This window comes from Paenibacillus konkukensis (assembly GCF_023523925.1).
GTDB lineage: Bacteria > Bacillota > Bacilli > Paenibacillales > NBRC-103111 > Paenibacillus_S > Paenibacillus_S doosanensis.
On the sequence record NZ_CP027059.1, the window covers coordinates 3,977,986 to 4,004,151 of the forward strand.

At 57.5% G+C, this 26,166-nt stretch carries 17 protein-coding genes; 2 read left to right on the forward strand and 15 right to left on the reverse strand.

The features are described 5' to 3' along the window. Positions 1-58: 58 nt before the first annotated feature. The 7 genes from SK3146_RS17085 to kdgD form a co-directional block, all read right to left on the reverse strand. Positions 59-610 (reverse strand): helix-turn-helix domain-containing protein, encoded by a 552-nt coding sequence (locus SK3146_RS17085; RefSeq protein WP_249866126.1) that lies wholly within the window; start codon positions 608-610, stop codon positions 59-61. Next, a complete protein-coding gene (locus tag SK3146_RS17090; RefSeq protein ID WP_249866127.1) occupies positions 607-2,298 on the reverse strand; it encodes a PDC sensor domain-containing protein in 1,692 nt (563 codons plus the stop codon). Before SK3146_RS17090 ends, SK3146_RS17085 begins: the two co-directional genes overlap by 4 nt. A gap of 56 nt (positions 2,299-2,354) precedes the next feature. Further along, the gene (locus tag SK3146_RS17095; RefSeq protein ID WP_249866128.1) at positions 2,355-5,381 is read right to left on the reverse strand and encodes a chondroitinase family polysaccharide lyase; all 3,027 of its coding nucleotides are present in this window, start codon (positions 5,379-5,381) and stop codon (positions 2,355-2,357) included. 117 nt (positions 5,382-5,498) lie between these two features. Further along, positions 5,499-6,191 (reverse strand): DUF1961 family protein, encoded by a 693-nt coding sequence (locus SK3146_RS17100; RefSeq protein WP_249866129.1) that lies wholly within the window; start codon positions 6,189-6,191, stop codon positions 5,499-5,501. Between the two features lie 563 nt (positions 6,192-6,754). Next, a complete protein-coding gene (gene gudD / locus SK3146_RS17105) occupies positions 6,755-8,104 on the reverse strand; it encodes a glucarate dehydratase (protein WP_249859984.1) in 1,350 nt (449 codons plus the stop codon). Between the two features lie 15 nt (positions 8,105-8,119). Beyond that, positions 8,120-9,586, reverse strand: a complete 1,467-nt coding sequence (gucD, locus tag SK3146_RS17110) for an alpha-ketoglutaric semialdehyde dehydrogenase GucD (RefSeq protein WP_249859985.1) — start codon at positions 9,584-9,586, stop codon at positions 8,120-8,122. Then, positions 9,583-10,539, reverse strand: coding sequence for a 5-dehydro-4-deoxyglucarate dehydratase (gene kdgD, locus SK3146_RS17115; RefSeq protein ID WP_249859986.1), 957 nt, complete (start codon positions 10,537-10,539; stop codon positions 9,583-9,585). Before kdgD ends, gucD begins: the two co-directional genes overlap by 4 nt. Before the next feature lie 346 nt (positions 10,540-10,885). On the opposite strand from kdgD, the gene SK3146_RS17120 reads away from it, so the two are divergent. Beyond that, a complete protein-coding gene (locus SK3146_RS17120) occupies positions 10,886-11,836 on the forward strand; it encodes an AraC family transcriptional regulator (protein ID WP_249859987.1) in 951 nt (316 codons plus the stop codon). 286 nt (positions 11,837-12,122) lie between these two features. Here the strand turns inward: SK3146_RS17120 and SK3146_RS17125 are convergent, their stop codons facing one another. Continuing rightward, positions 12,123-12,995 carry a hypothetical protein gene (locus SK3146_RS17125; protein ID WP_249859988.1) on the reverse strand — a complete coding sequence of 291 codons (873 nt, stop codon included), beginning with the start codon at positions 12,993-12,995 and terminating at the stop codon, positions 12,123-12,125. Between the two features lie 339 nt (positions 12,996-13,334). Between SK3146_RS17125 and SK3146_RS17130 the strand changes: the two genes are divergently transcribed. Then, the gene (locus SK3146_RS17130) at positions 13,335-14,990 is read left to right on the forward strand and encodes a stalk domain-containing protein (protein ID WP_249859989.1); all 1,656 of its coding nucleotides are present in this window, start codon (positions 13,335-13,337) and stop codon (positions 14,988-14,990) included. A gap of 126 nt (positions 14,991-15,116) precedes the next feature. Here SK3146_RS17130 and SK3146_RS17135 read toward each other — a convergent pair whose 3' ends face one another. The 7 genes from SK3146_RS17135 to SK3146_RS17165 form a co-directional block, all read right to left on the reverse strand. After that, complete coding sequence (locus tag SK3146_RS17135) at positions 15,117-16,118, reverse strand: ferredoxin family protein (RefSeq protein WP_249859990.1); 1,002 nt, start codon at positions 16,116-16,118, stop codon at positions 15,117-15,119. A gap of 22 nt (positions 16,119-16,140) precedes the next feature. Next, complete coding sequence (locus SK3146_RS17140; protein ID WP_249859991.1) at positions 16,141-17,121, reverse strand: ABC transporter substrate-binding protein; 981 nt, start codon at positions 17,119-17,121, stop codon at positions 16,141-16,143. A 176-nt stretch (positions 17,122-17,297) separates the two neighbouring features. Next, positions 17,298-18,968, reverse strand: coding sequence for a helix-turn-helix domain-containing protein (locus tag SK3146_RS17145; RefSeq protein WP_249859992.1), 1,671 nt, complete (start codon positions 18,966-18,968; stop codon positions 17,298-17,300). A gap of 200 nt (positions 18,969-19,168) precedes the next feature. Continuing rightward, the gene (locus SK3146_RS17150) at positions 19,169-20,470 is read right to left on the reverse strand and encodes an ATP-binding protein (RefSeq protein ID WP_249859993.1); all 1,302 of its coding nucleotides are present in this window, start codon (positions 20,468-20,470) and stop codon (positions 19,169-19,171) included. Between the two features lie 625 nt (positions 20,471-21,095). Continuing rightward, positions 21,096-21,746 carry a PspA/IM30 family protein gene (locus tag SK3146_RS17155; RefSeq protein ID WP_249859994.1) on the reverse strand — a complete coding sequence of 217 codons (651 nt, stop codon included), beginning with the start codon at positions 21,744-21,746 and terminating at the stop codon, positions 21,096-21,098. A gap of 86 nt (positions 21,747-21,832) precedes the next feature. After that, a complete protein-coding gene (locus SK3146_RS17160; RefSeq protein WP_249866333.1) occupies positions 21,833-22,033 on the reverse strand; it encodes a PspC domain-containing protein in 201 nt (66 codons plus the stop codon). A 533-nt stretch (positions 22,034-22,566) separates the two neighbouring features. Beyond that, positions 22,567-26,139: a cyclic nucleotide-binding domain-containing protein gene (locus SK3146_RS17165; RefSeq protein WP_249859995.1), complete on the reverse strand. Its 3,573-nt coding sequence runs from the start codon at positions 26,137-26,139 to the stop codon at positions 22,567-22,569. Positions 26,140-26,166 lie beyond the last annotated feature (27 nt).

The window sequence follows — 26,166 nt, forward strand, 5'->3', positions numbered from 1 at the left end:
CATCGGCAGCCTGACTCGGAACTATAGGCGGGGCAGAACATGCAGCTTTAGCGAATCGCTATACGCGCTGCTGCTTGCGGTATTCGCCGGGGGTTACCCCAACCGACTGTTTGAACTTGCGGATGAAGCTCGACACATCGTAGTAGCCTACCTGCTGCACGATATCCTTCACGGACCGGTCGTTCGTGCGCAAGAGCAGCTTGGCCTGGTCGATGCGGATTTCGTTCAAGTAATCCATAACCGTCCGTCCGGTCTGTTCCTTGAAATAACGGCTCAAGTACGATAAGGACAAAGAAAAATGATCGGCGATCTTCTGCACCGAGAAGTCGTACTCATTATAATGGTTCAAAATGTACTCGGTGATTTGCTCGATCAATGCCGCCGATGAGGCGGGCTTGCGTTCCTGCAGCGAATTGCATAAAGTAGCGCAGGCAGTCGTGAACACGCCGGCGATTTCGTCCAAGGTCGTGACGTCGGTCAGCGCCATCACATCGGGAAAGCTGTCGCTGGAGCTGCCTGGCCGCTTCTTCTCGATGAAAGCGATGAACTTGTGGATCATGTCGTAGCAAAGCTCTCTGGCAATGAACAGCGTCAGCCCGCTTTGTTTCATTCGGACGGCGATCTGCTGCACGCCTCGGTAATTCGCTCCGCGCTTCCGTGCTGTAGCACCAAATCGAGCTCATTGAGCACACGTCGCGGATTGAATACATCCTCCCGGTCGTGAGCCGGCAGTTCATCGAAGAAGATCGCCCGCTGATTGCCTTTGATCAGCTTATAATCGATCGCCGTAGAAGCTTCCAGATACGAGCGCCCGACCTGCGTCACTTCCTCGTACAGATTGCCGACTCCCATCGTGATCGGCGCCGCGAACACGGCGGTCAGATGCTCTCGCAGCGATTCAAGCCACCGCTTCCATTCGTCTCCCGAGCTTTGCACCGACATGATGAAGAGCGTCCGCCGATCCTCCAGACTGTCCTTGAAATAGCCGGTCTCTGCTTCGCCGAAGCGCCGCTCCACTTCCTCGATCAGCTGCTTCTTCTGCGGCACCAGGCTCGCCGGATGCTCCAGAATGAGCACCGCCGTCTGCGGATGCGGAAATACAACCCCGACTTCGCCGCCCCGTTCGTTCACTTCTTGAAGCGTTTTCATCTCTCCTTTAAGCAGGGAGCCGAGCAAATGGTCCTTTACGGCCGAACGGTTCTCTTCCAGCTTTCGTCCGAGCTGCCGGTTGGAGTCGGCCATATCGTGGATGACGCTGCCGATAGCCTCGAACTCGTTGGCCTTGCGTATCGAATGGCCGCGGACCGCCTCGACCAGAGAGGCCAGACGCTTCACGGGCTTGTAGTTGAACAGCATGACCAAATAAACGAACAGGCCGCCGACGAAGAAAATAATGAGCAGGCTGTTGATCCATTGGAAAATAACCTGGTTCACCGGCGCAACGACCGTCGCCTGCGGCTGCAGCGTCGCATAGATGAGCCCGCTGCGCGGCGATTTCTGGTATGAGACGGCATACGGCTTATGCTGAATGTCGAGCTGAACGTGGCCCTTCTCCTTCGTCAGCTGCTTGTAGAAATCCGAATCCTTCAAGTAGTCTTCCTGCTTATAGGCGGACAGAACGCGCCCCTGCTGATCGAAGACGACCGCATTGCCCTTGGGCAGCGTCAGCTCGGGGTTCATTCCTTTCAGCATCATATCCTCTTTCAAAATAAAAAGCACCGTGCCGTAAGGGCGCTGACTGTTGATCGGGATCGGCACCATATACGTAACCAGCCGCTGGGACGGCAGCCCGTCGATCTTCACGTCCTCGGCGGGCCGCAGCAGCGGGCTGGTGAGCCGGTTCAGATCCTCTGGGAACTGCTCCGGCGTCCAATCGGCATAATGATAGATGTCCGCTACGAAATCATGTACTTTATAAACGCTGAGCGAAGAGTACAAATAGTCCGAGCCCCGGATATGAACCAGAACCTCCCGGATGCTGTCGTCGACGACCTTGCTCTCCAGCACCTTCTTGGCCTCGTACATGCTGACCGAATCATGGGTCAGCACATACGGAGACAGCTCCGGCGTCTGCGTAATTTGCCCGGCGATTTTATTCATCTGAATCAGCTTCTGATCGACCTCGTCCTGAAGCTTGTCGAGCAGCGCCTGATTGTTTCTCTCCACTTCGTTGCCGACAATATCGGCCAAACGCAAATACCCCGTCGTCCCCAAAAAAAGCAGCGGCAGCAAGAGCAATAAGATATAGGACAAAAGGTACCGGTAAAACACCGGAAGCCGGTTAATCGCTGTTTTCATCCGATCGCCCCCCCCTTGCTTGTTTGTGATGTGATCTATGTCAGTGAAGCCCAAGTTCACAGGCTCTTCTCAAGCCTGCATTCCATAGGCATGGCGTCCTTGCAGGTCCACTCGACGACGGTGCGGTCATCCGCATGGCTGACGATCCTTACGGCGTCTCCCGCATCCGAAGCTTTCCGGCTCCAGCGTCCTTTCAGCGTCAGCCGAAGCGTATGCTCCTTGCTCTCGGCATGCACCCACCTACGCGAGTAGAGGCTGACTTCGATCCGATTGCCATGCTCGTCGTACTGATCCTCTTCGACGCCCTCGTACAGCCGCAGATCGGGATCGACGGCGCTGACGATCAGGCCGCCGCTCTCCGGCTCCTCGCGAATCATGACCATTGAAGGCGTATCCACTGCAGCCACATGCCCAATGTCGACGCTTTCATTTGCTTCAAAGAACGCATAGGCCGTCGTCCGGCTGGCCCGGTCCTCGACGATATGGGCAAGGCGGTCCTTGTTCAGCACCCGATATGCGGCCTCGTCCGGCGAGCGCATCGCTTCGCAGAAGCGGACGAGCTGCTCGGCACCCACGCCCACGAGGATCGCATACTCGTAGCCCTCGCCGTCAGGAGCGGTCCCGTGATCGAGCCAGGCCGCGGCAAAATTGCCTTCCGTGTCGGCATCCGTCGATTGATGCTTGGAATGCTGCGTCGCTTTGGACACCGACAAGCGTTGTCCCCTTGGAATATAGTATCCGTTCCCCTTATTATCCAATATCGACGCCGGGTTGTCTAATTCCATTTTTCGAGAATACGGGAATTCGTCAACCGGCGGTTCTCCGTTCAGGCGAATCGCTTCGTTTCCTCCGGCAAGATGGTTCTGGAACAACGTCGTCTCCGTCGCATACCGGCTCTCGGCATTCTCGATATCGCTGCCCAAACAAACGATCCGGTTATCGAAGAAAAAGTACGATTTGCGCGCCCGGTGCGTTCCCTCATATTTCGGATGCTCGTGCAGCTTCATCGCGAACATGCCGTTGCGTCCTTCCAGATGCAGTCCGCCCGCGTAGCTCTCGTCGGAGATCAGCATTTCTTCGAAGCCGCTGAACGTATCGACGTTGCGCACGTCGGAACGCAGCTCGGCGATCGGCTTATGCACCGTCGTCGTACCCGGCCACCGGTTCCAATCCCAGCCGTCGTGGGAATAGCCGCTTGCTTCGTTGGTCACCGGATCGCCTTGGCTCATAATTTGCAGATGGCCGTGCGATATGTAGCGGCCGTACAAGTTTGCGCTCACATACGTCTCGTTCGCCCATAAATACCGGCTGTGGCCGCGCACGCCCGCCAGCCAGGAGTCTCTGCGGTGCAGCGCCAGCGCCGCATAGTTCATCGCCCAATGGCCGCTCGGGTCCGCTTCCGGCCGGATGCCCGCGGCCATAAGCCGGCGGACCGTATCGCTGCTCTCTCCTGAAGCGGGCGCGGCGAGCCGGAGATAGGCGGCGGCGACTTCCTCGTCGATGTCCCGGGTTCCGTCCGGCGTTCCGGCAAGCGCCATATACGCGAACGGCTCCGGATCAAGCGCCCACTTGCCCGTCGGATGGCGCGCCGACAGGCTGACCAGCCACTCGTATTTGTTCGAATACAGCCGCATGGCCAGCAGCGCCCGGCGCGCCGTCTTATGCGCCTCCTCGGTTACGCGGTACGGCGTTCCGCCCAGGAAGTACATGACCGGAGTAACGCCTTGAAACCCGCCGACGGCATAGGCCGGATAATGATTCACATGATGGTAGGCCGAACCGTCGATCTTGTACGCAGCGCGAAGCCCGCGGGCCGGCAGCAGCGACTGGCTCAGCCAGAGGCGGAAGGCGGACAGCTCGCGCACTTTATAAGGCGTTTCGTCCAGCATAAGCAGGCTGGCCAGCATCCCGTGCAGCGTCGTGTTGAAGATGTCGATGTTGCCTTCCACTTCCGCAAGCGGCGTATGGATGCGCCCGGTCCCGCTGTACCAGTACATCGTCCGCCGGCTTAGCTCCAGCCGCCCGTGCTCCTTCAGCACCTCCCGCATCAGGAAAACGGCCGGGTAATACTCGCGGAAGCTATAGCCGAAATGATGCACGGTGCCCTGCGAGCTGCCGTAAGCCCAGCCTTGGTCCTCCAAATGATCGACCAGATCGATGAACATGCCGGCCAGCTTGCGCTTCCAATCTTCCCGGTCGGCGGAGCGGTAGACGTCGGCGATTCGCCTCATCAGCTTCGTATACTCGATCAGCTGCACGCTGTTTGCAAGCGCCTTCAACCGCTCCTTATCGGCAGCCGGAAAATGGTCGAAGAACGGGAGCTCGACCGGCCGTCCCGTGATCGCATCCCCCCGGCGCGATATGCCGTAAGCCGCAAAATCGTGCTCCAGCCGCTCGATATCGTCCGGCGCAACATTCCGCTTGCGGAAGAAGAACACTTCGTACCTCTCGTTCATCTTCAAGTGAGCGGCGGATTGCTCCGGCGTAACTTCATCCGGCAGCGGGAGGCAGCGCTCCAGCCGCTCGAAGGCGTACAAGCTGAGCCAGTGTGCGTTAGCGGCGTTGTCCGCTCGCAAGTTAACCGCGGGAGCTTGAAAGTCGCGCGTATGAAACCGGGGATCGATCGGCGTGCACAGCAGCAGCTGATCGATATACAGCGTGCCTTCTCCGGCGCTTTGCGGCCCGTGAATCGTCAAAGTATCCATATCGGGATGCGGGGTTCCGTCCATATCTCTTTCGTAGGCGGCCCATACCGTTCTCCATCCCCGGAAGTCCAGATGGAAGTCGAACCGGCAATCGGCTTGCCCGCGGCCGCTGCGGCCGAATTCAAAAGTCAGCTTATCCTGCAGCGGGCGCGGATTGTATATCCACACGGCGAAAGAATCTCTTGCCTGGCTGACGGAGCCTTCCTGAAACGGGCGGAAGCCAATGGGACCGCTTACGGTAAGACGCGGCCGTTCCTTGTAATCCCAGCGCAAGCTATGCGCGCCGTCTTTATAACGGTCGCCGCTGATCGATAATCGGGATTGGCCGTCGCTCGACCAGCCCGCCGGCACTTCCTGTTCAAAGCTGTATATGTACATGCTGCATATCCCCCTTGTAATCCTTCTTGTCGCCTTAGTACAATACAAGGCTTAAACCGGCCGCGAACGTGCGAAGCGGCATCCGTCCCCGCAGTCCGCCGACCGGCCGCTGCGACCTCACCGCCGTTCCTCCTCCAGCGCGAACACGCGCAGGTTGGCGTACTCGCCGACCAGCGGAGCCATCTGGCGCAGCCCGATCTTGCCGCCGCCCAGCAGCGGGCCGTAGGTCTCGCCGTCGTCCTCCCAGCGGAACACCGTCAGTCCGTTAATCGAGAACGTTACGACGGGACCGTTCTTTATCAGCTGCATCCGGTAAGGGCAATCGGCATCGTCCGCATCCGGAATCGGATCGGCTCCTTGGCAGACCAGATGCCCGCCGAAGCTTTTGCGCAGATTGCACGTATGGAACGCCCTCTCTTCCGGATAGCGCCGGCGGAAATAAGAGACGTGCAGCGCGTCGATATCGCCGCTATGATAATGATCGTATTGACCCGTGCGCGGCTTCAGCCGCTCCGAGAATAAATCCTCTCCGCCGCGGCCCGCCGCCGAGAAAAACAGCATGCAGAGCCCAGGCTCCTTCACCGGCCAAAAATCCCACGTCACGGCAATGTCCGCCGGAAACGTCTCGGGACACCAGAAGACGAAGTTGGAAGCCTGCCCGATCGACGGGTCCAACGCGTTCTCCATGCGCATTCTGCCGTTTGGAAACGAAATCTTCGCTTCTCCTTCCATCCGAAACCCGGCGATATCCTGCCCGCAAGCGAGCGGGTTATCATAAATAAGCCGCTGCGGCAGCTCCTCCAACAACATCGCAGCTCCTCCTTGTATTTCGCCATTCATTTATTCTTTAAATAATGGTTTAGTTTAAAGAACCGACCCGCCCTTTGTACATAAGCCGTTTCGATACCGAATATGCGAGATTTGCACAAACCCTGTAAAATCAAGGCCTCCGAGGAACAAATCCCCCAAAAGTGACGTGATGCTCTGAAGCTTATTCCGTCCGCATCCAGCCTAAGCTGGATCGGCGTCTAACCATTCCTCTGGGATCGTTCTATGGTTAGACATTACTTTCGGGAGAGCCCCCCGGATATCCACAGGAAATTGCTGCGCATCATTTCCTAAACAACGACAAAGCCGCCCCTCCGCAGCAAGCGGAAGGGCGGCTGAAAGCTTCTTTCTCGTAAAGTCGGCCGACCGCAAGATTTTCCGTATAGGGCGGGAAAGGCCGACGGCTTGCGACGCGCATTCGTAATATGCGGCTATATTTATACGGCCCTGCGGATCGGCCGGGCCGATCCGCTAAGGCAATTCGGATGCGTACCTGGTCGGATGCGGGGACATCCCCTCTAAAGCGCCCGGCGTGACCGGCGGCCTCAGCGAACGAGGCACGGCCGTTTCGGATCGAACGACCAGCCGGGGATCAAATACTGCATCGCCCGGGCATCGTCCCGCGCTCCAAGGCTCATCTGCCCGTACAGCTTATGCGCCTGCTCGATCTGCTCCATATCGGGCTCTATGCCGAGCCCCGGCTTATCCGGCACCTGCACCAGCCCGCCGGCGATCCGCAGCGGCTCCTTGGTCAGGCGCTGGCCGTCCTGCCAAATCCAGTGCGTGTCGATAGCCGTAATCTTGCCCGGCGCCGCCGCGGCCACATGCGTAAACATCGCCAGCGAAATATCGAAATGATTGTTGGAATGCGAGCCCCACGTAAGCCCCCATTCGCTGCACATTTGAGCGACGCGGACCGAGCCCTGCATCGTCCAGAAATGCGGGTCCGCGAGCGGAATATCGACGGAGCGCAGCTGCACGGCATGCCCCATCTCCCGCCAGTCGCAGGCGATCATATTCGTCGCCGTCGGCAGCCCGGTCGCGCGCCGGAACTCCGCCATCACCTCGCGTCCGCTGTACCCGTGCTCCGCCCCGCAAGGGTCCTCCGCATAGGCGAGAACGTCCCGCTTGCCGCGGCACAGGCGGATCGCCTCGTCCAGCGACCACGCTCCGTTCGGGTCCAGCGTAATCCGCGCCTCCGGAAACCGGCGGGCCAGCATCTCCACGGCTTCCATCTCCTCCTCGCCGGGCAGCACGCCGCCCTTCAGCTTGAAGTCGTTGAAGCCGTAACGGGCATGGGCCGCCTCAGCGAGCCGTACAATCGCTTCTCCCGAAAGCGCTTCCTCATGACGCAGACGAAGCCAGTCGTCCTTGGCGTCAGGCTCGCTCGCATAAGGCAGATCGGTCTTCCGGCGATCCCCGACGTAGAACAAATAGCCCAGCATTTCTACGGATTCCCGCTGCTGCCCGTCTCCGAGCAAGGCCGCAACGGGCATGCCGAGGAATTGTCCGAGCAGATCGAGCAGCCCCGCTTCCAAAGCCGTGACGGCATGGATGGCAGTGCGCAAATCGAAGGTTTGCTTGCCTCTTCCTCCGGCATCCCGGTCTGCGAACCGCTCTTTCACTTCCTTCAGCACATTGCGGAAGCGGCCGACGGAACTGCCGACGACCAGCTCCTTCGCCTCCTCCAGCGTTTGACGGATACGATCGCCTCCCGGCACTTCCCCTACGCCCGTGTGACCGGCGCTATCCTTGAGAATCACGATATTGCGGGTGAAGAACGGGGCGTGAGCCCCGCTCAAATTCAGCAGCATACTGTCACGTCCCGCTACCGGAATGACCCGCATGTCGGTAACGACCGGCGAAGATGCCGGGCTTGATGGTTCGAGCTTCATATTGACGCCTCCTCGCTACGATTTGACGAATACGGTTTTGACGGCGGTAAAAAACTCAATGGCCGCGCGCCCCTGCTCGCGCGAATGGGAGCTCGACTGCTTCATGCCTCCGAACGGAGCCTGAAGCTCCACCCCGGCGCTCTCCGCGTTAATTCGCACGAGACCCGCGTCCATCTCTTGAATGAAGCCGAGCATAGCCCCGATATTCGTTGTAAAGATGGAAGCGCTCAGGCCGAATTCGGCATCGTTAGCCAGCGCAAGCGCCTGCTCCATGGACTCCGCCTTCATCAGGGCCAGCACCGGACCGAAGATTTCTTCCCGCGCTATCGTCATCTCGGGAGTCACCTCCTCGAACACGGTCGGTTCCACGTAGTAACCGTCGGCATAGCCGCTTCCTTGAGGCTGCTCGCCTCCGCACAACAGACGGGCCCCTTCCTCCTTGCCCTTACGGATATAGGCCAGCACCGTCCGATGCTGCTTTTCGTTGGCGCACGGCCCCATCCATACATTTCGCTCCATACCGTCGCCGATCTTAAGTTCGCCGATCCGCTCAAGCAGCAGCCGCTTGAACGGCTCGTACACATCCTGATGCACGATGACCCGGCTCGTCGCCGTGCATTTTTGCCCCGTCGAGCGCAGTCCTCCGCTGATCGTCGCTTCCACGGCAAGGCTCAGATCGGCGTCCGCGGCGACGACGACGGGATTTTTACCGCCCATCTCCAGCTGGTACTTGGCTCCCCGCGCAAGCGCCGCCTGACCGATCGTTTTGCCGACAGCGTTCGAGCCTGTGAAGGTGATTGCCTGAATGCCCGGATGCTCCGCAATGCCCCGGCCTATGACGCTGCCATCCCCGGTAACCATGTTGACCACGCCGGCAGGCAGCCCAGCCTCCTCGAAGCATTCCATCAGCAAAGCGCAGGTTACGCCGGTCTCCGACGCGGGCTTGATGACCACCGTATTGCCGTAGATAAGTGCCGGAGCCATCTTCCACAGCGGAATGGCCACCGGGAAATTCCACGGCGTAATAACGCCTACGACGCCGAGCGGCACGCGGGTGGTGAACATCAGCGCCTCGCTGTCCGTTGAAGGAATCACATCGCCTACGGAGCGCATCCCTTCGCCCGCGTAATAGCGCAGGATGGCGACGCCGCGGGCGGTCTCGCCCTTGGCTTCGGGGAGCGTCTTACCCATCTCCCGGGTCATGGCAGTTGCTACTTCATCCAGCCTTTTCTCCAAAATAGCCGCCGCTTTGTACAAATAATCGCCTCTGACGCTGCCGGCGAGCCGTTTCCACGCCTTATGCGCAGCGCTGGCCGCCTGCACCGCTCCATCCAAATCCGGCAGCGCCGAATTTTGGATATATCCTACGACATCGTTCCGGTTCGCCGGATTGATGCTGGCTTCGATTTCCCCCGTATGCGAAGGCACCCATGTTCCGCCGATATAATTGAGATAAGTCCGACTCTCGCTCTTGACCGTCATATTCGGGCGCTCCCTTCCTTCGGCGCTGCGGCCGGTTTGGGGAACCGTTCGAACGCTTCCTTGATAATGAGCTCAAGCTTGCGGTAATGCTCTTCCTCAACGGGGATGAGCGGCGGCCGCACCTCGGTTCCTACCGGATGGCCGACAATTTGCATGCCCGCCTTGATCAGCGCCACGGCGTAGCCTTTTCTTTGGCGGCGGATTGCATTGATCGGCAGTATGACATGCCGGTACAGCTCGCCGAGCAGCGCTTCGTCGCCGCTTAGCAGCGCATTGTAAAACAAGCGGGAAATATGCGGAATATAATTCGATATCGCCGACGAATATGCCTTGAAGCCCAAATTGACATAAGCGGGCATCGTTACTTCGGCCATCGGCATCCCGTTCAGCCAGGAAAGTCTGCCGCCGATCGTCTGCGTCAGCTCGATATTCAAATCCATATTGCCGAGCCCGTCCTTCAAGCCGACAAGCTGAGGAAGCGCAAGCAGCCGCTCCAGCGTATGCAGCGTCAGCACGCAGTTATCCCGCTGATAGACGACCGCATTCAAATCGGTGCTCCCGATAATTGCGCTCAAATAACGGTACAACCCTTCCTGCTCGGCATCGATCAGGTACGGCGGAAGGATCAAATAGCCCTCCGCCCCCAGCTCCGCAGAAATCCGGGCCAGCTCCAGCGCCTGAGAAATATTGCCGCCGACGCCGGTATATACGGGCACCTTCCCTCCGGCGACCGATAAAGCCGTTTCGACCATGCTCCTGTAATCCTGAGGAGACAGCGCATGAAATTCGCCGGAACCGCAAGCGACGAATATAGCCTCCAGTCCTTCCGTAACGAGAAACCGCACATTATGTTCAAAAGCATTCACATCCAACCGTCCGTCGCGATCCATAGGAGCTACAGGGAATCCCAGTATGCCTCCCGGCGCCGTTCTTGAACCGATGTTAGCCGTCATTCGTTATTCCGCCCTTCGTATCGATAATAGCCCTTCGCCGCAGGCGCGGGCAGGCAGCGAGAGTAATCCGCCGCCGCGTTTTAGGTGTAACTCCTGCTTCTTCTTCAGTATAGAAGCTGCGGACCTGAGCTGTCTTTTCAAAATCACGCCTTATTTTTGCACTTTTTCATGCTATAATGGGGCCGTTGAGTCAAGTCTGACGCAAATCCGCTTTTCCTGCGCGGAAGGGCCCAGTCAAGATGACCGGGTGAAGACGACTTTGAAAAAAACACCGGCAGCCCGGACAAGCGGCGCCTGTCCGAGTTAGCCATCATTTTCGTTCAGCGGATTAAAAGGAGGGCAGCACATGGTCCCCACCATAGCGGCATGTCAAAAAAGCAGCCTGTACTTAAACGAGCATGTCACCCGACTGCATGGGCCTCCCGCTTCCTTCTTCATTCATTATTGGGGAGGCAAGCCGAGACATCGCGGCAATACACCCCATGCGCATTCGTTCTTCGAGATTTGCTACGTAGCCGATGGAGCCGGAACTTATATTCATAACGGCATTACGTACCCTCTCCGCCAAGGAACGCTGTACTGCTCCAAGCCTAACAGCTCCCACCATATCGAGAGCGAGACCGGCATGCTGCTGCTGTTCGTCGCCTTCGACGTAATCCAGGAAACTTCCGACCCGGAGGTCGTGCAGACATTCGAACGATTGAACCGGTTTCATCATCTGTTCATCGCCGATGCGGAGCAAAGCGCCGCGGTACTGACTTGGAAGGCTCTTATCGCCTATTGCTCGGAAGAGACGGTCGACTATCCGCTGGCCGCGGAGAAGCTGGCTCATTCGCTGCTGCTGACTTGTATATCGACGTTTGCCCGGCACGGCGGCTCCGTTACGGCGGAACACGCGTCCGAGCCCGTGTATTCGGAAGCTTTGAAAGATGCCAAAGATTATATTATGAACAATTTGTCCCATAAATTGACGCTCAAGGAGCTGGCCCAGGCAATCCACTTGTCGGAACGCCAGCTCTCCCGCCTTCTGTCGGAGCAGCTCGGGCTGACGTTTCCGTCCTGGGTCCGCAATGAACGCATTAAGCGGGCAGCCTATCTTCTCGCTTATACCGACATTAACATTGAAGAGATTTCCGCTGAAGTCGGCTTCGAAACGGTGCATTATTTCAGCAAAGTGTTCTCCGATCTGATGAACATCACGCCTGCCAAATTCCGCAGGGCCGTGCGCGGCAGCGAGCTTGATTTCTCTTTGCTGCACCGCTACTTGCAGGCCGCGGTCAACCGCAGCTTGCCTTAAAGCGGACATGCCGGCTCGGGCCGAGCCCGCGGTCATGTTCCGAGGCTGATTGCCTTAGTCGGCCTCCGCACTCATTCACAAATGAACTATCCGTATGCAGCTCAAAGAAGCAGAAGCCGCCATGGCGTCTGCTTCTTTAATCCGGCTGCCGCAAAAGATGCACCGGGTTAGCGTTGACTTACATCCTGATAACTTCCGGGACGTTCGCCGCTTCTGCGGGCGTTTCCGCCCGGCGGCGTCTTCTGGGTTCAGCGCGCTCCCGGACCTGCAACCGGCTCGGGCCGCCTTAAGTGTCCGGCTGCTCCTTTTGCAATTTGGACGGGTTGTTGATCTTGTACGGTACCGGGTGTTTGGTCAGCTTCTTGGCTATCACCTTCGCTTCGAAGGTGAGCTTGTCCCCTACCTCCAGCTCCAGCTTCTTCAGCGTGGCGCTGTAGCTCGACCAGGCGTCCCCGATAACGGTCTCGGGCTCCACGATAGACACCTCTTCATAGATGACGACTTCATCGTCATTGTCGGAGAAATGATTCGGCACCGTCGCAAATTCTTTCACGGTCGCGATCATCTTCACCTTGTCTTCGGGCAGCTCCGGCTTGGGCAATTTCTTGGCCTTGCCCTTCGCAGGCTCCTTCGGAGCCGGAGCCTGCGCCGGTTCCGTCGCGGCATGCTCCTCCGCCAGAGTTATCGGCTGTTCGGCCGCCGAATCTGCGGAAGGCTCCGCATCCGCCTTGGATGCCGCCTCCGAAGCCCGCTCCTCTTCCGCAACAGAATCGGCCTCCTGTGCGAGCGTGGTCTCGGCCGCTTCTTTGTCCGCTTGAGCAGCCTCAGTTTCAGCTTCAGCCGCCGCTCCGCCCTGTTCCGCCGCTTCCTCCGAAGAAGCCGGAATCTTCTGGGCATAGCTGGATGCTTGCATTTCCTTCAGGTAGGAGGGATGAATGCAATGCTTCTCCCCGCTGTCAAACTCGATGACCGCCGTCAGATGATCGACAAAGCCGACGATGCTGCAAGGCAGATTCATTCCGTTTCCTTTGTAATAAAACGTCTTCGCCTTGGATGCTTTCCCCGATAACAAGCCCCACTCCTTGCACTTATCCACCTGGGCCGCCTCGTCCTCGAAGGTGGTATAGATACCGGGCTCAATGATGAACGCATATGCCATGAGCTTCTCCGCCTTTCTGTTTATACCCCATCATTGTACCATTACCGGGCAGTTATTTTCACCGTTTCCCGATCAGTTCAAAATGCGGACTGCGCAAGCGCGCGCAGCTTAATTTTTGCTGAATATTGTAACTTCTTGGCCATTTTTACGTTATACAATTGAACTGTGATTTCGCTATGCCGCCAGGCAAACCGCCGCTTCCGCACGGCTTTCGTCTATCGGATCTTCGCAGGGACAAGCTTTCTGGAAACATTTTATCAAAGGATTTCCGCCGGGACCGCCGAAATCCATGTAAGCATCTGTTTGTACTCATCCAAACTTGCAGAAGGAGGAAATTTTATGCATGTTATAACCAAACCCGTCTCCAAATATGCGGCGCTGCTTGCCATGGCGCTTCTCATATGGTGCGCCGGCCTGGCGCTGCCCGCGCAGCACGCGCTTGCGTTCAAATACGGCTATCAGGGAACGCCGAGCGATACGATCGGGGTCACGCGTCCGACGCTGACCTTTTATTTCAAAACCGATTCGAACGACCTTCCCGTTGCGTACGCGATGTTTTTGAACGGCCAGAGCGTGCCCGTTACGTACGATAAAGAGCAGGGCGCCTTCCACTATACGCCCGAACAGGATTTGACGCCCGGCGATTATACGGCTCGCATGTCCATCACGTTCAAAGGGTATCAGCCGATCGAGGAATCGTGGACGTTCACCGTCGCGCAGGATGCGCTCAAGGAGCTTCCCGCGGCCGGTCCGGATCAGCTCGACGCTTTCGCCGCGCTGAACGATTACCGGGTGCTGTACGGCTTGCCCCAGGTCAAGCTGAACACGCGTCTGAACGCGAGCGCTACGGCGCACGCCACTTACCTGAACGCTAACGAAGTGAAGCAGACGAGCGACAGCAAGGAGAGCCTGCACACGGAAGAGAAGGGCAAACCGAAGTTTATCGGAGCGCTTCCGCTCGACAGGGCCGCCTACTTCGGCTATACGTCAAAGGTCGGCGAAGACGCCGCCTACTCCAGCGGCACGACGAAGGAAGCGATCGATCTGCTGTTCGACGCCCCTTATCACCGCAATCCGTTCCTGGACCCGAACGTAAGCGAGATCGGCATCGGTAAAGTCGGCGATTATACGATTATCGAGTTCGGCTACGCCTCGACGACGACAACGCAGCTGGTCGTATCGCCGGCCCCCGGAGACCGCTATGTGCCGACGACGTTCGAGGGCAACGAAGATCCCGATCCGCTGCGGATTCATACCGATGCGGCCTATCCGGTAGGCAACCCGATTATGGCGCAATATTACGGCGCCGGAGAAGATCAAGCCAAGCTCGTCAGCGCCGAGCTGACCGACGGCAGCAAGCAGAAGGTCGATGTGCTGGTGAACACGCCGGATAACGACGACAAGCTGGACAATGCGTTCATCATTATGCCGCGCAAGCCGCTGGAAGCCAACACGACCTATCGCGTGAAGCTGAACCTTCAAATCACGAAGAGCGACGGAACCTCGTCTAACGAAACCAAGGAATGGGATTTCACGACCGAGCCGACGCCCGGCATCGGCAAGACGAAGCTGCACCAGGACGCGGCCAAATATAAGCGTTCTTCCGTTACGGTAGCTCCGTTCCAGCGGGTAGCCACCTTCGGCCTCGACGATACAAGCTATCAAGTCGACGGCATCGGCTTCCCGATGAAAAGACAGCCTGCCATCGACGAAGGCTTCTCGTATTTGTACATCCGCGACCTTGCATCGGCGCTAGGCGCCAGCGTCGATTGGGATAATACCCGCAGAGCCGCTATCTACACGAAGGGCAGCCAGAAGGTCACCTTATTTACCGACCAAAGCGCCTATGAAGTCAACGGCGTGCGGAAAGAGACTGACACCCCTGCGCGGCTGATCGGAGAAAACACGATGGTACCCGTTCGGCTGCTGGCCGAGGTGCTCGGCGCCAAAGTCGATTATGACGACGCCACGCGTACCGTGAAGCTCACCTATTGAAGCTGAATATTGCCGGAAAGCGAGCCCGAGCCCGGCGGACTGATGTACAAGTCCGCCGGGCTCGTTTTTTTCCCTCGCCGAATGCCTAATCTCGTTTTCAACCCGGGCGAGGCGCCCGCAGCGCGGCTACTGCGCCTTCCGCCCGCACAGCTCCGCAAGCTCGTACTGCTTCGCTTCGCCGGCTTCATGCCCGCAGCCCCCGGTAATAACGGTCGTTTGCGAGATTCGCACCTGCGCTTCGTACATTCCCTGCTCCGCGCCGTCCGAAGATCGGTACTCGATCATGACCCTGGCGGAACGGTCATCCGTTTTGTCCACGGCTACGCGCTTCTCGTAGCCGATCCAGCTCCAGCCTTCGCGCACGAACGCGGCGCGCTCGGCAACCTGCTCGAAGGCGCCGATGCCGCCCGCCCCCCGGTAATGACGGGCGAGCCGCTCGACATCTCCGTTGCGGCGGATCAGCGTATCCAGAAGCTCCGGACGCAGCTGCGCCCAGTAGCGCCCTTCCGGGAAATCGATTAACGTCGGCGCGTGGCGATGCCCGCCGAAGTGACTGGTGCGCCATACTCTGAGCGGCAGATCCTCGCGACCGGCGTACCGCTCTTCGATCTCCTTGTACAACGGATATCCGAACTTGCCGCAGCACACGTCATGGCTGCCGTGCGTACAAACGAACAAATCGCGGGTCCCTTCCGCCGGTTCCGCTGCGCAGTCTTCGAAAGCGGATAGTTCTCCGCCTGCGAGAAGCGCCTCCGCCACAGCGGCCACCTGCCGCTCGGGAGCCACATATTCCTTTCTCCCGAACAGCGCTAACGACGGCCCCTCCCTGCTGAATCGGATTATCCTTCTGCAGCCTGCGGGAGAGGCAATCCGGTCGGAGGCGAATGCCAGGAACCTGAACTTGCGCCCCCGCCCGGCCGCTTGCTGCAAAACCTCATTCAAGCCGGCCGGGAAATGAACCGATCGCTCCACCTCATGCTGCCAAGGAAGCGGCACTTCCGCCAATAAATAAACAAGATGGCCAGGCGCCGAACCGATCGGGTCCTCATGATGCATCGCCGATACTTGGGCGCAGTACCGCTTGGACAACGACCCGGCCGCGCAGCCTACCTCAACGGTCTCGAACATGCGGCGATCCTCCTTCATGCCGTTATTGAACAAGCTTCTTCACGGCATCGTCCAGCATCTTCTCGTTGGCGATCGGACCGAAGCCCTGGAACCACAGATCGTAATCGACTTTATAGACATGTCCGTTCTTGACCGCGTTCAGCTGCTTCCACAAGCTCAGCTGCTCAATCTCCGTCACCTTATCCTGATTTTCCACCAATAAGAAAATATGATCCGGATTAATTTCCGGCAGCTTTTCAATCGACAGCGCTTCATACGATTTGGACGAATCCGGTATGGACGGCGGCGGCGTCAGCGCCAAATCGCTGTATAACACCTCGAACAGCGCCGGGCTGTAATAGCGAAGATCCTTATCCGTTACCCGTAAAAACATGACGGTCTGGTTGCCGATCTTTTGCTTCACCTGCTCCTTCGCCTGCTTGGCATGCTCATCATACCCAGCGATCGCCTGTTTGGCTTGCGCTTCCTTGTTCAGCATTTGAGCGAAAGCGAGGAACGTTTCCCTCATCTTCCGATTTCCTTTGTCGTCCTTAAGCGGCTCGATGGCGATCGTAGGCGCAATTTGCGACAGCTGGCCGTACACCTTCTCGTGATTTTGATTCGCTACAATCAGGTCCGGCTCGGCGGCCAGTACCGATTCGAGATTCACCTGCGGTATTTGCCAGCCGATGTTTTTAGTTGCCGTCAGCTTATCCTCAAGATACCAGGAAAATTTGTTGCTGTTCGGCCCCGAGCTCGGAGCAGCCACAGGCGTCAAGCCCATTGACAGCATAAAATCCGTCAGCCAAGGATGCAGCGATACGATTTTGGACGGCTCGCCCTTAATTACGGTTTCGCCCAGCAAATGCTTGACCGTCCGCTCTTGCGCGGTCGGCTCCTGCTTGGGCGCCGCGCCCGTGTCGCCGGATGCGTTTGGCTTGCCCGCGCAGCCAGCCGCAATCCCTATCATAAACGTCATCAGCAATAAAGGAACGATCCATTTCATTCGGTGTTGTCGATACATTCGCTATTCCCCCACTATGTCTAATTGATAGTAATTCTCATTATCATCAATAGATTATAGGAGAGGGCCAGGAAACATTCAATGCACATAATCTTGCAATTGTATGGATAAAATCTTGGCCGCCCGAGCTTGCCTGCCATCCCCGAAGGATGGCAGGCAGCTCGCGTGACCGCCGATTAGCGCGAGGCCCCTTTCAACAAATGGCTCAGCGCGATATCGATGGACAAGCTGTGCTGAATCGGCGCGTGCCCGTTGAGCCAGCTCTGCACCTCGTAGACATTGCCTTTGCGAACCGCCGAGAGCCGGTGCCAAGCATCGCTCTCCAACAGCTCGCGCACCTGCGCCCGATTCAAGTTGGAATTGGTCGTCGCCAAAAAAATATGATCGGGATCGAACCGGATAAGCTGTTCCGGGGTTACGCAAGTGTAATGATCCTGCAGCGTAATCCCTCTGGGGGGAAGCAATCCGAGCTCCCGGTACAAAATTTCTCCCAGCTGCCTTCGGCCTCCGTACACTCTAAGCTCGTTTGCGGAAGCGATCAATACCATAACGGTCTCCTCTCGCCTTAACTCCTTGGACAACCTTCTTCGCGCCCCGGCCGCCTTTTGTTCAAAATGCCGTATCCAACGGGTATACTGGGCTTTTCGGTCCAGCAGCGCGGACAGCTCGAACAATAAGCTCCGCCAGTCGTCCTTCAGCGGCACGTTAACGGTCGGAGCTATGTTACTCAGCGGGGAGAGGCGCGCTCTGCCGCCTCCGTCCGAACCGAGGATCATTCTCGGATTGGCTCGAATAAGCGCTTCCCAATCCTGCGGCCTCTCTCCAATAATCCGGATGTCCTTCAGCTTGTCTGCAATATAAGGCAGCAGCCCGTCCAACTGGTCATTACCGGCATAAGGCAGCGTCGCGAACGGTTGAAGCTCCAGCGCCAACAAATAATCGTTCACATGGGGAGAAAGCGTTACGATATGTTCTCTGTCGAGGTTTTTGCGGTAGACGGACGGAGAAACGCCTATCGTTTTTTTGAAAATGCGGCTGAAATACAGGGGATCGCGGTACCCGACCTGCCGGGCGACCTCTTCCATTCGCAGAGGCTGAAGCAGCCGCGCTTTCGCATGGTTCATCCGCAGCCGCGTCAAATAATCGATCGGCCTTACGCCGACATACTTTTTGAAGATGCCGGAGAAGTTGCTCCAGCTGATACCATAAGACTCGGCCAGCGCTTGCAGAGACAAGTCCTCCTGCATATAATGCTCATCCAGATAGGCGACAAGCCGGCGAATCGCCTCGCGCATCCCGCCGTGAGCCCGAGCCCCGCTTCGCGCTTCGCCGGCCATGGCAAAGAAAAGCTGCTGTAGTAGCATATTCCTCCTCCATTGCCCCATATCGTCCCGCTCTTCTGCGGCCGCCTCCAACTGCCGGAGCAGCTTCATGACTGGCGCGCCGTAGGCCTGCAGCCCGCGGGAACGGCTACCGAATAAAGAAGCACTCTCCGCGTCGGCCGCCGGCTCTTCGGCTGCGCCACGCTTCGTATTCCCGGCATTGGCGCGGGCCGGCGCCTCATAATAGGCGAACGCCAGCAATACGATTTCCGGCGTCTCCGCCGATACGGCCCTTGCTTCCACGACATCTCCCGGAACGAGCAGCGCATATTTCCCCGCTTCCATTGTCAGCCATGCCCCGTTCCAATTCAGCTCCAAGGACCCGCCCGCGACAAAAAGCAAATAATGCCGGTTGATCGCCCTTCTTCTTAAGCCCCAGCGCGGCGGACATTGTTTTTTCAGCATAAAATCCAATAGAAACAGCACGTGCTTCATGCGATCTATATGATAAGAAAAGGCACTCATGGCGATTGCGACTCCTCCTTGCTGCTGTCCGGAAATTGAGAATCGTTCTCATAGATATCCGGTTTCATTGTAGTCTAAAAGGTCTGATAAGAAAAGAGACGCCCACCATGAATCAATCAGGGAATATATACCATTATGTATAATTATGCATGAACCCAATAATGAAATCTTTCAGCCAAGAAACTCAACAAGCATCAAGCCTAGCCGCTAAGCAGCGGGAGCTTGACCGTAACCTCCGTTCCTTCATTCAACTCGCTTTGCACCTTGATGCTGCCGCCAAAATGGTCTACGAGCTTTTTGACCATGAACAGGCCGATACCTTGGCCGCTCTGCTCGTGATTCATTTTCTCATATTTGCGAAACAGCTTCTCAAGCTGCTCCGGACTCATTCCGATGCCTTCGTCCTTAATAATAAGTTCAAGGACACCCCGGGCATGACAGGCCCGAAACCAGATCCGCCCGCCCTCCAGGCTATATTTAATCGCATTGCTGAGCAGGTTGGAGACGATCAGCTTCAAGCCCATAACGTTGCTCAGCATCATTTCATTTTGCAGCTCCACCTGCGGATACAGCTTCATATTCTGCGTCCGCGATTTGGTCAGCATCACCGGCAGCACTTCCTCGATGTTAGGCCGAACGGGGATGATTGTTTTCGTCCAAAGAGATTCGGTGGAAAGCATTTGCTCGGTATTGATGATATGGGTGATTTCATTATCGATCACATCGACGTAATCTATGATCGCCTTCAGCTTGCCTACCGCCTCTGCGTCTTCCACTTGGGACTGCAGCATCGTCGCGTATGCTCTAATGACGGTTAAAGGATTTCTCACTTCATGGGAGACCACATGGGCGAACTCCAGCTTATGCTTGTACAAGTCGACTTCCGATTGCAGCTGGCTGTGTACCGACAGCGAAGGGAAATGAACGGTCCGTTCTTCGTCATGATAAAATTGGGATTTGACCAGGCTGGTATCGGTCATCATATACTCATGGCTTTTCAACAATTCGTTCTGAACGCTCGAAGAAATTCTCCGAGCGTCATAGCAGCATACGCCCACTATGCCGAGCTCGCTCATCGATTCGTCGGACAGGCGCTCGTACTCGTCCAACAGCTTGAAAATATGCTGCTGGTTTTCCCAATATACATGCCCCCATGATCGCACCGTTATTTTCTTTTCCAGGAATGAGTTGAACAGTCCCTCCAAATTGTCCATTATGTTTTTTACATGAAAACCGTGATGGCAATAATAAAATTCACGGTTATCGACATAATATATTTTGTCATAATCGGAACGGACCAGCTTTCCTCCCAGCCGCTCCATAATTTGCTTATAAATATTGCGGTCGTCGATGAACACGATATGATGTCCCAGCCGCAGCCCGGTCAGAATAAAAGCCATCGCGTTCTGAATATAGCCTTCCGCAGAATCGTATAAATAAAGAATATGTGCCCCGTTGGTAATATCAATTTGGTCCGTTAGCGATATCGTCGTATTCGTCATGTTCTCCACTCCTCATGTCATGAAAGGACATCATCTTCAGAATGCTGCGAAACCCCTCTGCCATTGGATCACCAATTCTAATTGGAACCCGCATTCCTTCCGGATTTGAAACGGCCTCCCGCCCGGTGTTCGCCGGACTGACACGCCGCTTTCTCTACTGTATTACGTCATCCCTCCCGTTTAATCTTGTGCCATTATACTACCATTCCCCCTTAACGTGAAAGCCCTTACTCTATCGGATTCTTTTGTGCTTTGCACCCATTTTGCCGCAGCGGCCCCTCAGTGTTCCCGATAAGCTTATCCGGAGTTAAATCCCCGGCACATGTGGATATGTTGTATTGTGGATATGTTGATAGAAGTTCAAAAACTTATACACATCCTATTGTAACCGTCTGTGGACTATGTGCACAACTATGTGGATAATTAATTTTCCCCTTTTCCGTGAAAACTCGCTTGACGACGTCCTTGAAAAAATCCTGCATGGCGATGCGTCCTTCTCATGGTTCGGAAGTATGGGCAATGGATATCCGACCGCGCTTATCCGTCTACGGCAAAAAGCCCAAAGCCTCTGTTCGGGCTTTGAGCTAAGCGGAGCATCTGTATATGGTTTGCCGTTCGATTCAGCCTAAGAAGGGGATTGTCCCGTACGAAGCCGGGCAAGCTGCTCTTGAATCAGCGCCTCGCGGGATGCCGCCGCCGCGGCCTGCATGGAGCTGGCCAGCTCCGCCTGAGCTTCCTTCTGCAAAATCGTCTCTTCAATGCGCTGGAAGCCTCGGGACGCCGCCCCTCCCTCCAGACCGTATCCGAAGCCGGGCGCCGCAATGCGCGCTTGGCTCTCCACCTTACGGGCGCGCGCAGCCAGCTCATCCCGCTTCGCCTGCATGCCGGCATACTCGGCCTTCGCTTGATTTAACCGGTATTCAAGCTCCGCGGAGAGCCGCTTGGATTCCTCGTACGCCTCCGAATATTGCGCCGCCTTCTCCAAATAATTGAGCTTCGCCTCTACCGCTTGGCGCGCTTCGGCGTCGCAGTGAGCCGCAACCGCCTCTGCCGCCTTCTTCTCGAAGCTTTCGGCGAGCCGCCCGCTTTCGGCGATTTGCTGCTCCAGTCGCCTCTCCGACGCCGCTTGTCTGACAAGAGCCTGCCGGATCGAATGAATTTCTTCCTCCATGTCGCGCAAATACTGGTTAAGCATCATTACCGGCTTCTCTACTTTATTCAGCGCTTCGTGAGCCGTCGCCTTCGATAAATCGACCAATCTTTTAAGTACTCCCATTTGTCATTTCCTCCTTATTAATATATAACCGTGTATAAGCCTTCGTAAAATCCAGCGAATAACCCGTTCTTATTGGCGATATTTACCTAAACATAATGCATATAAGACTGCTTAGGAATAAACAAGCTGGCGATGAAGTAGATCAGCACCGTAGTTCCAAAGCTGCAAAAGGCGGCAATAACCGTTATCAGACGAAGCAGCGTCGGGCTGATGCCCAAATATTCGCCCAAGCCTCCGCATAAACCGGTTAAACGTCTGTTCGATGTGGATCTGTACAATTTGTTCATCATCATTTCTTCCTTTCGTTCTATGCGTATTCGAGTATGCTCTCGTCGTTCATTGCATCTGTTCTTGATGTCTTAATTGTAGTACGGACGCAGCGGCCGCGAAATGGACCCGCGGCGGTTTCGGTACCTGGCCTTAAGTCGGGGATACGCTCTGACTTTGGGCGGAAGCGGCACCTGAAGAACAAATCCCCGGAAACGAAGGCTCTCCCTTCCCCACGATCACCCGCCGGAACCGGCCATACACGGCTCTCTAAACAGAACCAATCCCCAAAAGTGACGTGAAGCTCTGAAGCTTATTCCGTCCGCATCCAGCCTAAGCTGGATCGGCGTCTAACCCTTCCTCTGGGATCGTTCTATGGGTAGACATTCCTTTCGGGGAAGACCACGGATATCCACAGGAAATTGCTGCACATCATTTCCTAAACAACAAAAAAAGAGACCCCTTCTCCGAAGGAATCTCCGTTAAACCATTGACAGATGAACCGGGCGAACGTCAGGCGAGCCGCAGGACAGCTCCGCCTATGGCTGCGACGTTAGTGAATGTTCCGGCTCCTGCCGGCCAGCGCCCGCAGCATACTCCGCAGTGCATCGCCGTTCTCGAAGCAAAAAGACAAGAGGCGGTCTCTGCGCAGCTCCAGCAGCACGGTGCGGCTGCCGGCAATGCAGTCGGCGGGGCAGCGGCCGCCTGCGATCAGCGCCGTCTCGCCGAACCAGTCGCCGGCTTCGAGCGTGGCGATGTTATCTGCGCCCCGATGCACCCGGACGCTCCCCTCCATGATGCCGAACATGGAGCAGCCGTAATCGCCCGCCCGGCAAATGACTTGACCGGGCTCGAACGTCGTCGCATCGGCCTCCTGGGCCAAGCGCATGAATTCGTCCGGCGACAGGTGCGCAAGCAGCGGGGCCTGCCGCAGTACAGCAGCCCGCTCGCCGGGTGCGGCGCCGGTTCCGCCGTATAGCGAATCTCGGTCGGCACCCTCTGCCTCCCGAGCCGCGGCCGCCTCGGCAAATCCGCCGCTTACCGCCGGACCCTCCCAGGCAGCGGGACAGCGGCGGGAGAGGAAGCTCATCATCTCCGCCGCAATCGCCGGCCGCTCCAGCATCAAGTCATAGAGGGAGTCCGCGTCCAGCTCCCACATGGCCGTTAACTCGTCGGCGCGAACCGTAGCCGTCTGTACTTCCCCGGTCAGTACGGCCATCTCGCCGAACCATTGCCCCTGTCTTAATTCTCCGGCCTTCTGGCCGTCCTTATAGACGCCCAAACGGCCGATGCGGACCATATAGAGGGAAGCGCCTCTCTCCCCTTCCCGAATGACGGTGTTGCCGCCGAGGCGGTCGAACTTTTGCAGCCGCATCGCGATCATGGCCAATTCCCGGCTTGGCAGACGCTCGAATAGAACGGCCCGGCGAAGCGATTCGACGCGTTCGGCCTTCTCGCGCAGCGTGCGGCGAATTCGCCGCTCTTCCTCATCCATCCCCGCTGTAGCCGCAGCGGCTGAAGCGGCGGCCAATCGATCCAGCATAAACAGCCGAATCCGCTCGCTCAGCCACGGGTCCCCTTGATCGGAAAGCCATCTCAAATGCTCCTCCATGCCTTCCTCTGCGCCACGCAAGCCGACAATATTGCGGGAAGACGTCATTAGACGGACCAGCTCCGTCCGCAACGAGCCTTGTACCGTCATCTCCAGCGTTTCCGCAGCGCTTGCCTGCTGCCGCGAATCGCCGGCCGTCCAGTTGGCATAGACCGTTTCCATCGTTCCGGCGTCGTACAACAAGCCCAGCAGCACGAATATACGGCGGCAGACGCACTCCCGCAGCTGCCGGACGATATCTACGATGTCGGAGCCGCCCTCGGCTTTGGCCACCGCGGCGGCGTGCTTCCCGTATTGCTCATGCAGCCGCAGCTCTTCATGGATCAAAGCCTCGATTTCCGCCCGCTCGGCCAAAGGCTCATTTCGGTGCATTCGCGCAAGCGATACGACATACGCATCCCGCCTATCCGGCGAAGCCGAACGATACAACGATAGCAGCCCGTCGAACGCCTGCTGTGTCCCTATCCGCTCGCATACTTTAGGCCAATGCAGCGAGAACTCGCCTTCCGCCAAATAAAATTCCAAAGAAGACAAGCGATCGTCTCCGTAAGCCGCCAGCGCGTCGACGGCATGGCATCGCGTCGCAGCGCCCCGCAATAAAGGCGCGATGACAGGAATCAGCGCGGGCACGCGGAGAACAGCCGCCGATTCGAGCGCTCGTATTCTTACCCGGACGCTGCTGTCTTCCAGCAGAGCAATAAGCGGCCTGTAGAAGCTGCTCGTTCCGACTTGGCCGATGAGAACCGCTGCGGCCGCTCGCCTGTCTTCATCGCCGCTGTCGATCCATTGCTGCAGCTTACCTACAGCCCGGAACATGCCTTCGACGCCGTAATGCTTCACCAGACCTGCCGCAGCGGCAGTCTGTACGTAGGCGTTGCGATCCTCAAGACATAACGTAATGTCCTCCAGGCAAGACTCTTTCGCATAAGCCGATAGCGCCAGCACAGCCTTTCCTTTCAGCTCTCCGTCCAGCGAATCGAGCATTTCCTTCAAAAACGAATCCGCCCCTTCCGGAACAACCGCCTCTACATACACAAGCGCTTCCTTCGCTACCTCCGGGGAAGAATGCCCGAGCAGCCCGGGCAGCAGACGGGACAGATCGAGCCCCGCTAAGCCTCGCGCAATGCGGAGCGCATGGACAAGCTGCCGTTCATCCGAACCGCCCAAAGCGTCCTCCACCACGCTGCGACTATCCGGGTCCTCCCAGCCGCCCCCGGCTTTCTGCAGCTCTCCTTCTCCGTCTCGCAGCGCAGTCCTCAGCGCCTGCCGGTAAGACTGCCTTATCGGAAATACTGCCGCAATAGCGATGCCTAGCAGCAAAATAACGACGTAGCCGAGCTGCGCAGGAGAGAGAACGCTCGCTAACGCAAGCAATAGCACGGCGGCAATCGCCTTGATGCCGTTGCCGGCGGCTCCTTCCAGCAGCCTCCGCGCCTGACCGCGCCACTGCGGCGGCACAGGCAGAAGAAGCCGGCTTGCCGCGGAATGGGCCGTATCCTCCAGCGCATGGCCGCCGGCTTTCACCACGACCACCATGGCGATGCCGGGGAAGATCAGCAAACCCGCGCTTCCTGCGAGCAGCACGACAGGGACGGCCAGAAGCGCCGCCGTGGCTCCGAAGCGGGATAAGACGCGATCGTCTATGAACATCCGGGCTAGCAAAGCGAGCAAGCCCGCCCAGCCGTAGAAGCCTCCGATAAATCCCGCCAAATCGTCGTTTTGCAAGCTCCCGCTCACAATCGTCTTAAATTGAAAATCGATGAATGGAAGAGAGAGCGCCAACGCTGCCGATGCGACCGCCGCATATTTCACATACGGGACGCTTCTGCAGAGCCGAACCCCCGCCAGGATCGCCTGCAGCGGTCCCGAACCCGGGGCCTCCTCGCCCGGATCGGCCGCAGCCATAATCCGCCGGCTTGGCCCCGCGTCTTCGGCGAACGCGGACCCGCGCGGCAGCAGCAAGCCTGCCGCCAGCCCCAGAAGAGGCAATCCCGCATAGATCCAGATCAGATCGGCCGTTCCCGTCCAAGCGACGAGCGCCTCCGCTCCGAACCCGCCCGCTATGCCGCCTGCTAGCCCCCCGATTGCTACGATCCCAAGCATCCGCCGTGCTTTCCTTGACTCCATCACGGATGCGGCGAACCGCCAAAAGCAGACGATCATCAAAAGGCCGGCAACCTCATACTCGACGTAGATGACCGGAAATATCCAGCGCAGCTCCGCGCCCGCAGCAAGCCGCGAAAGGACGGCGAGCAGCGACAGCAGCGGGATAAGCCTTCCCGCCAGCCGGTCGATGCGAATCCGGCTCCCGTACTTTTGGAATAGCAACCCAGCCGCTATGATGGCGACCGCCTGCGGCGCGTACATCCAGGAAAGGGATGCCGCGTCGAATCGGCTTAGAAACAGCGCGTCCGCCGCAGTCCGCCCCACCGTCAGAGCGGCAGCGACGCAAAATAACATGATCGAAAGCAGCAGCGTCTTCCGCCGTTCGCCCTGTTCTTCGTTCCATAACAATAAGGCGTTCCGTATGGACTCGCCCGT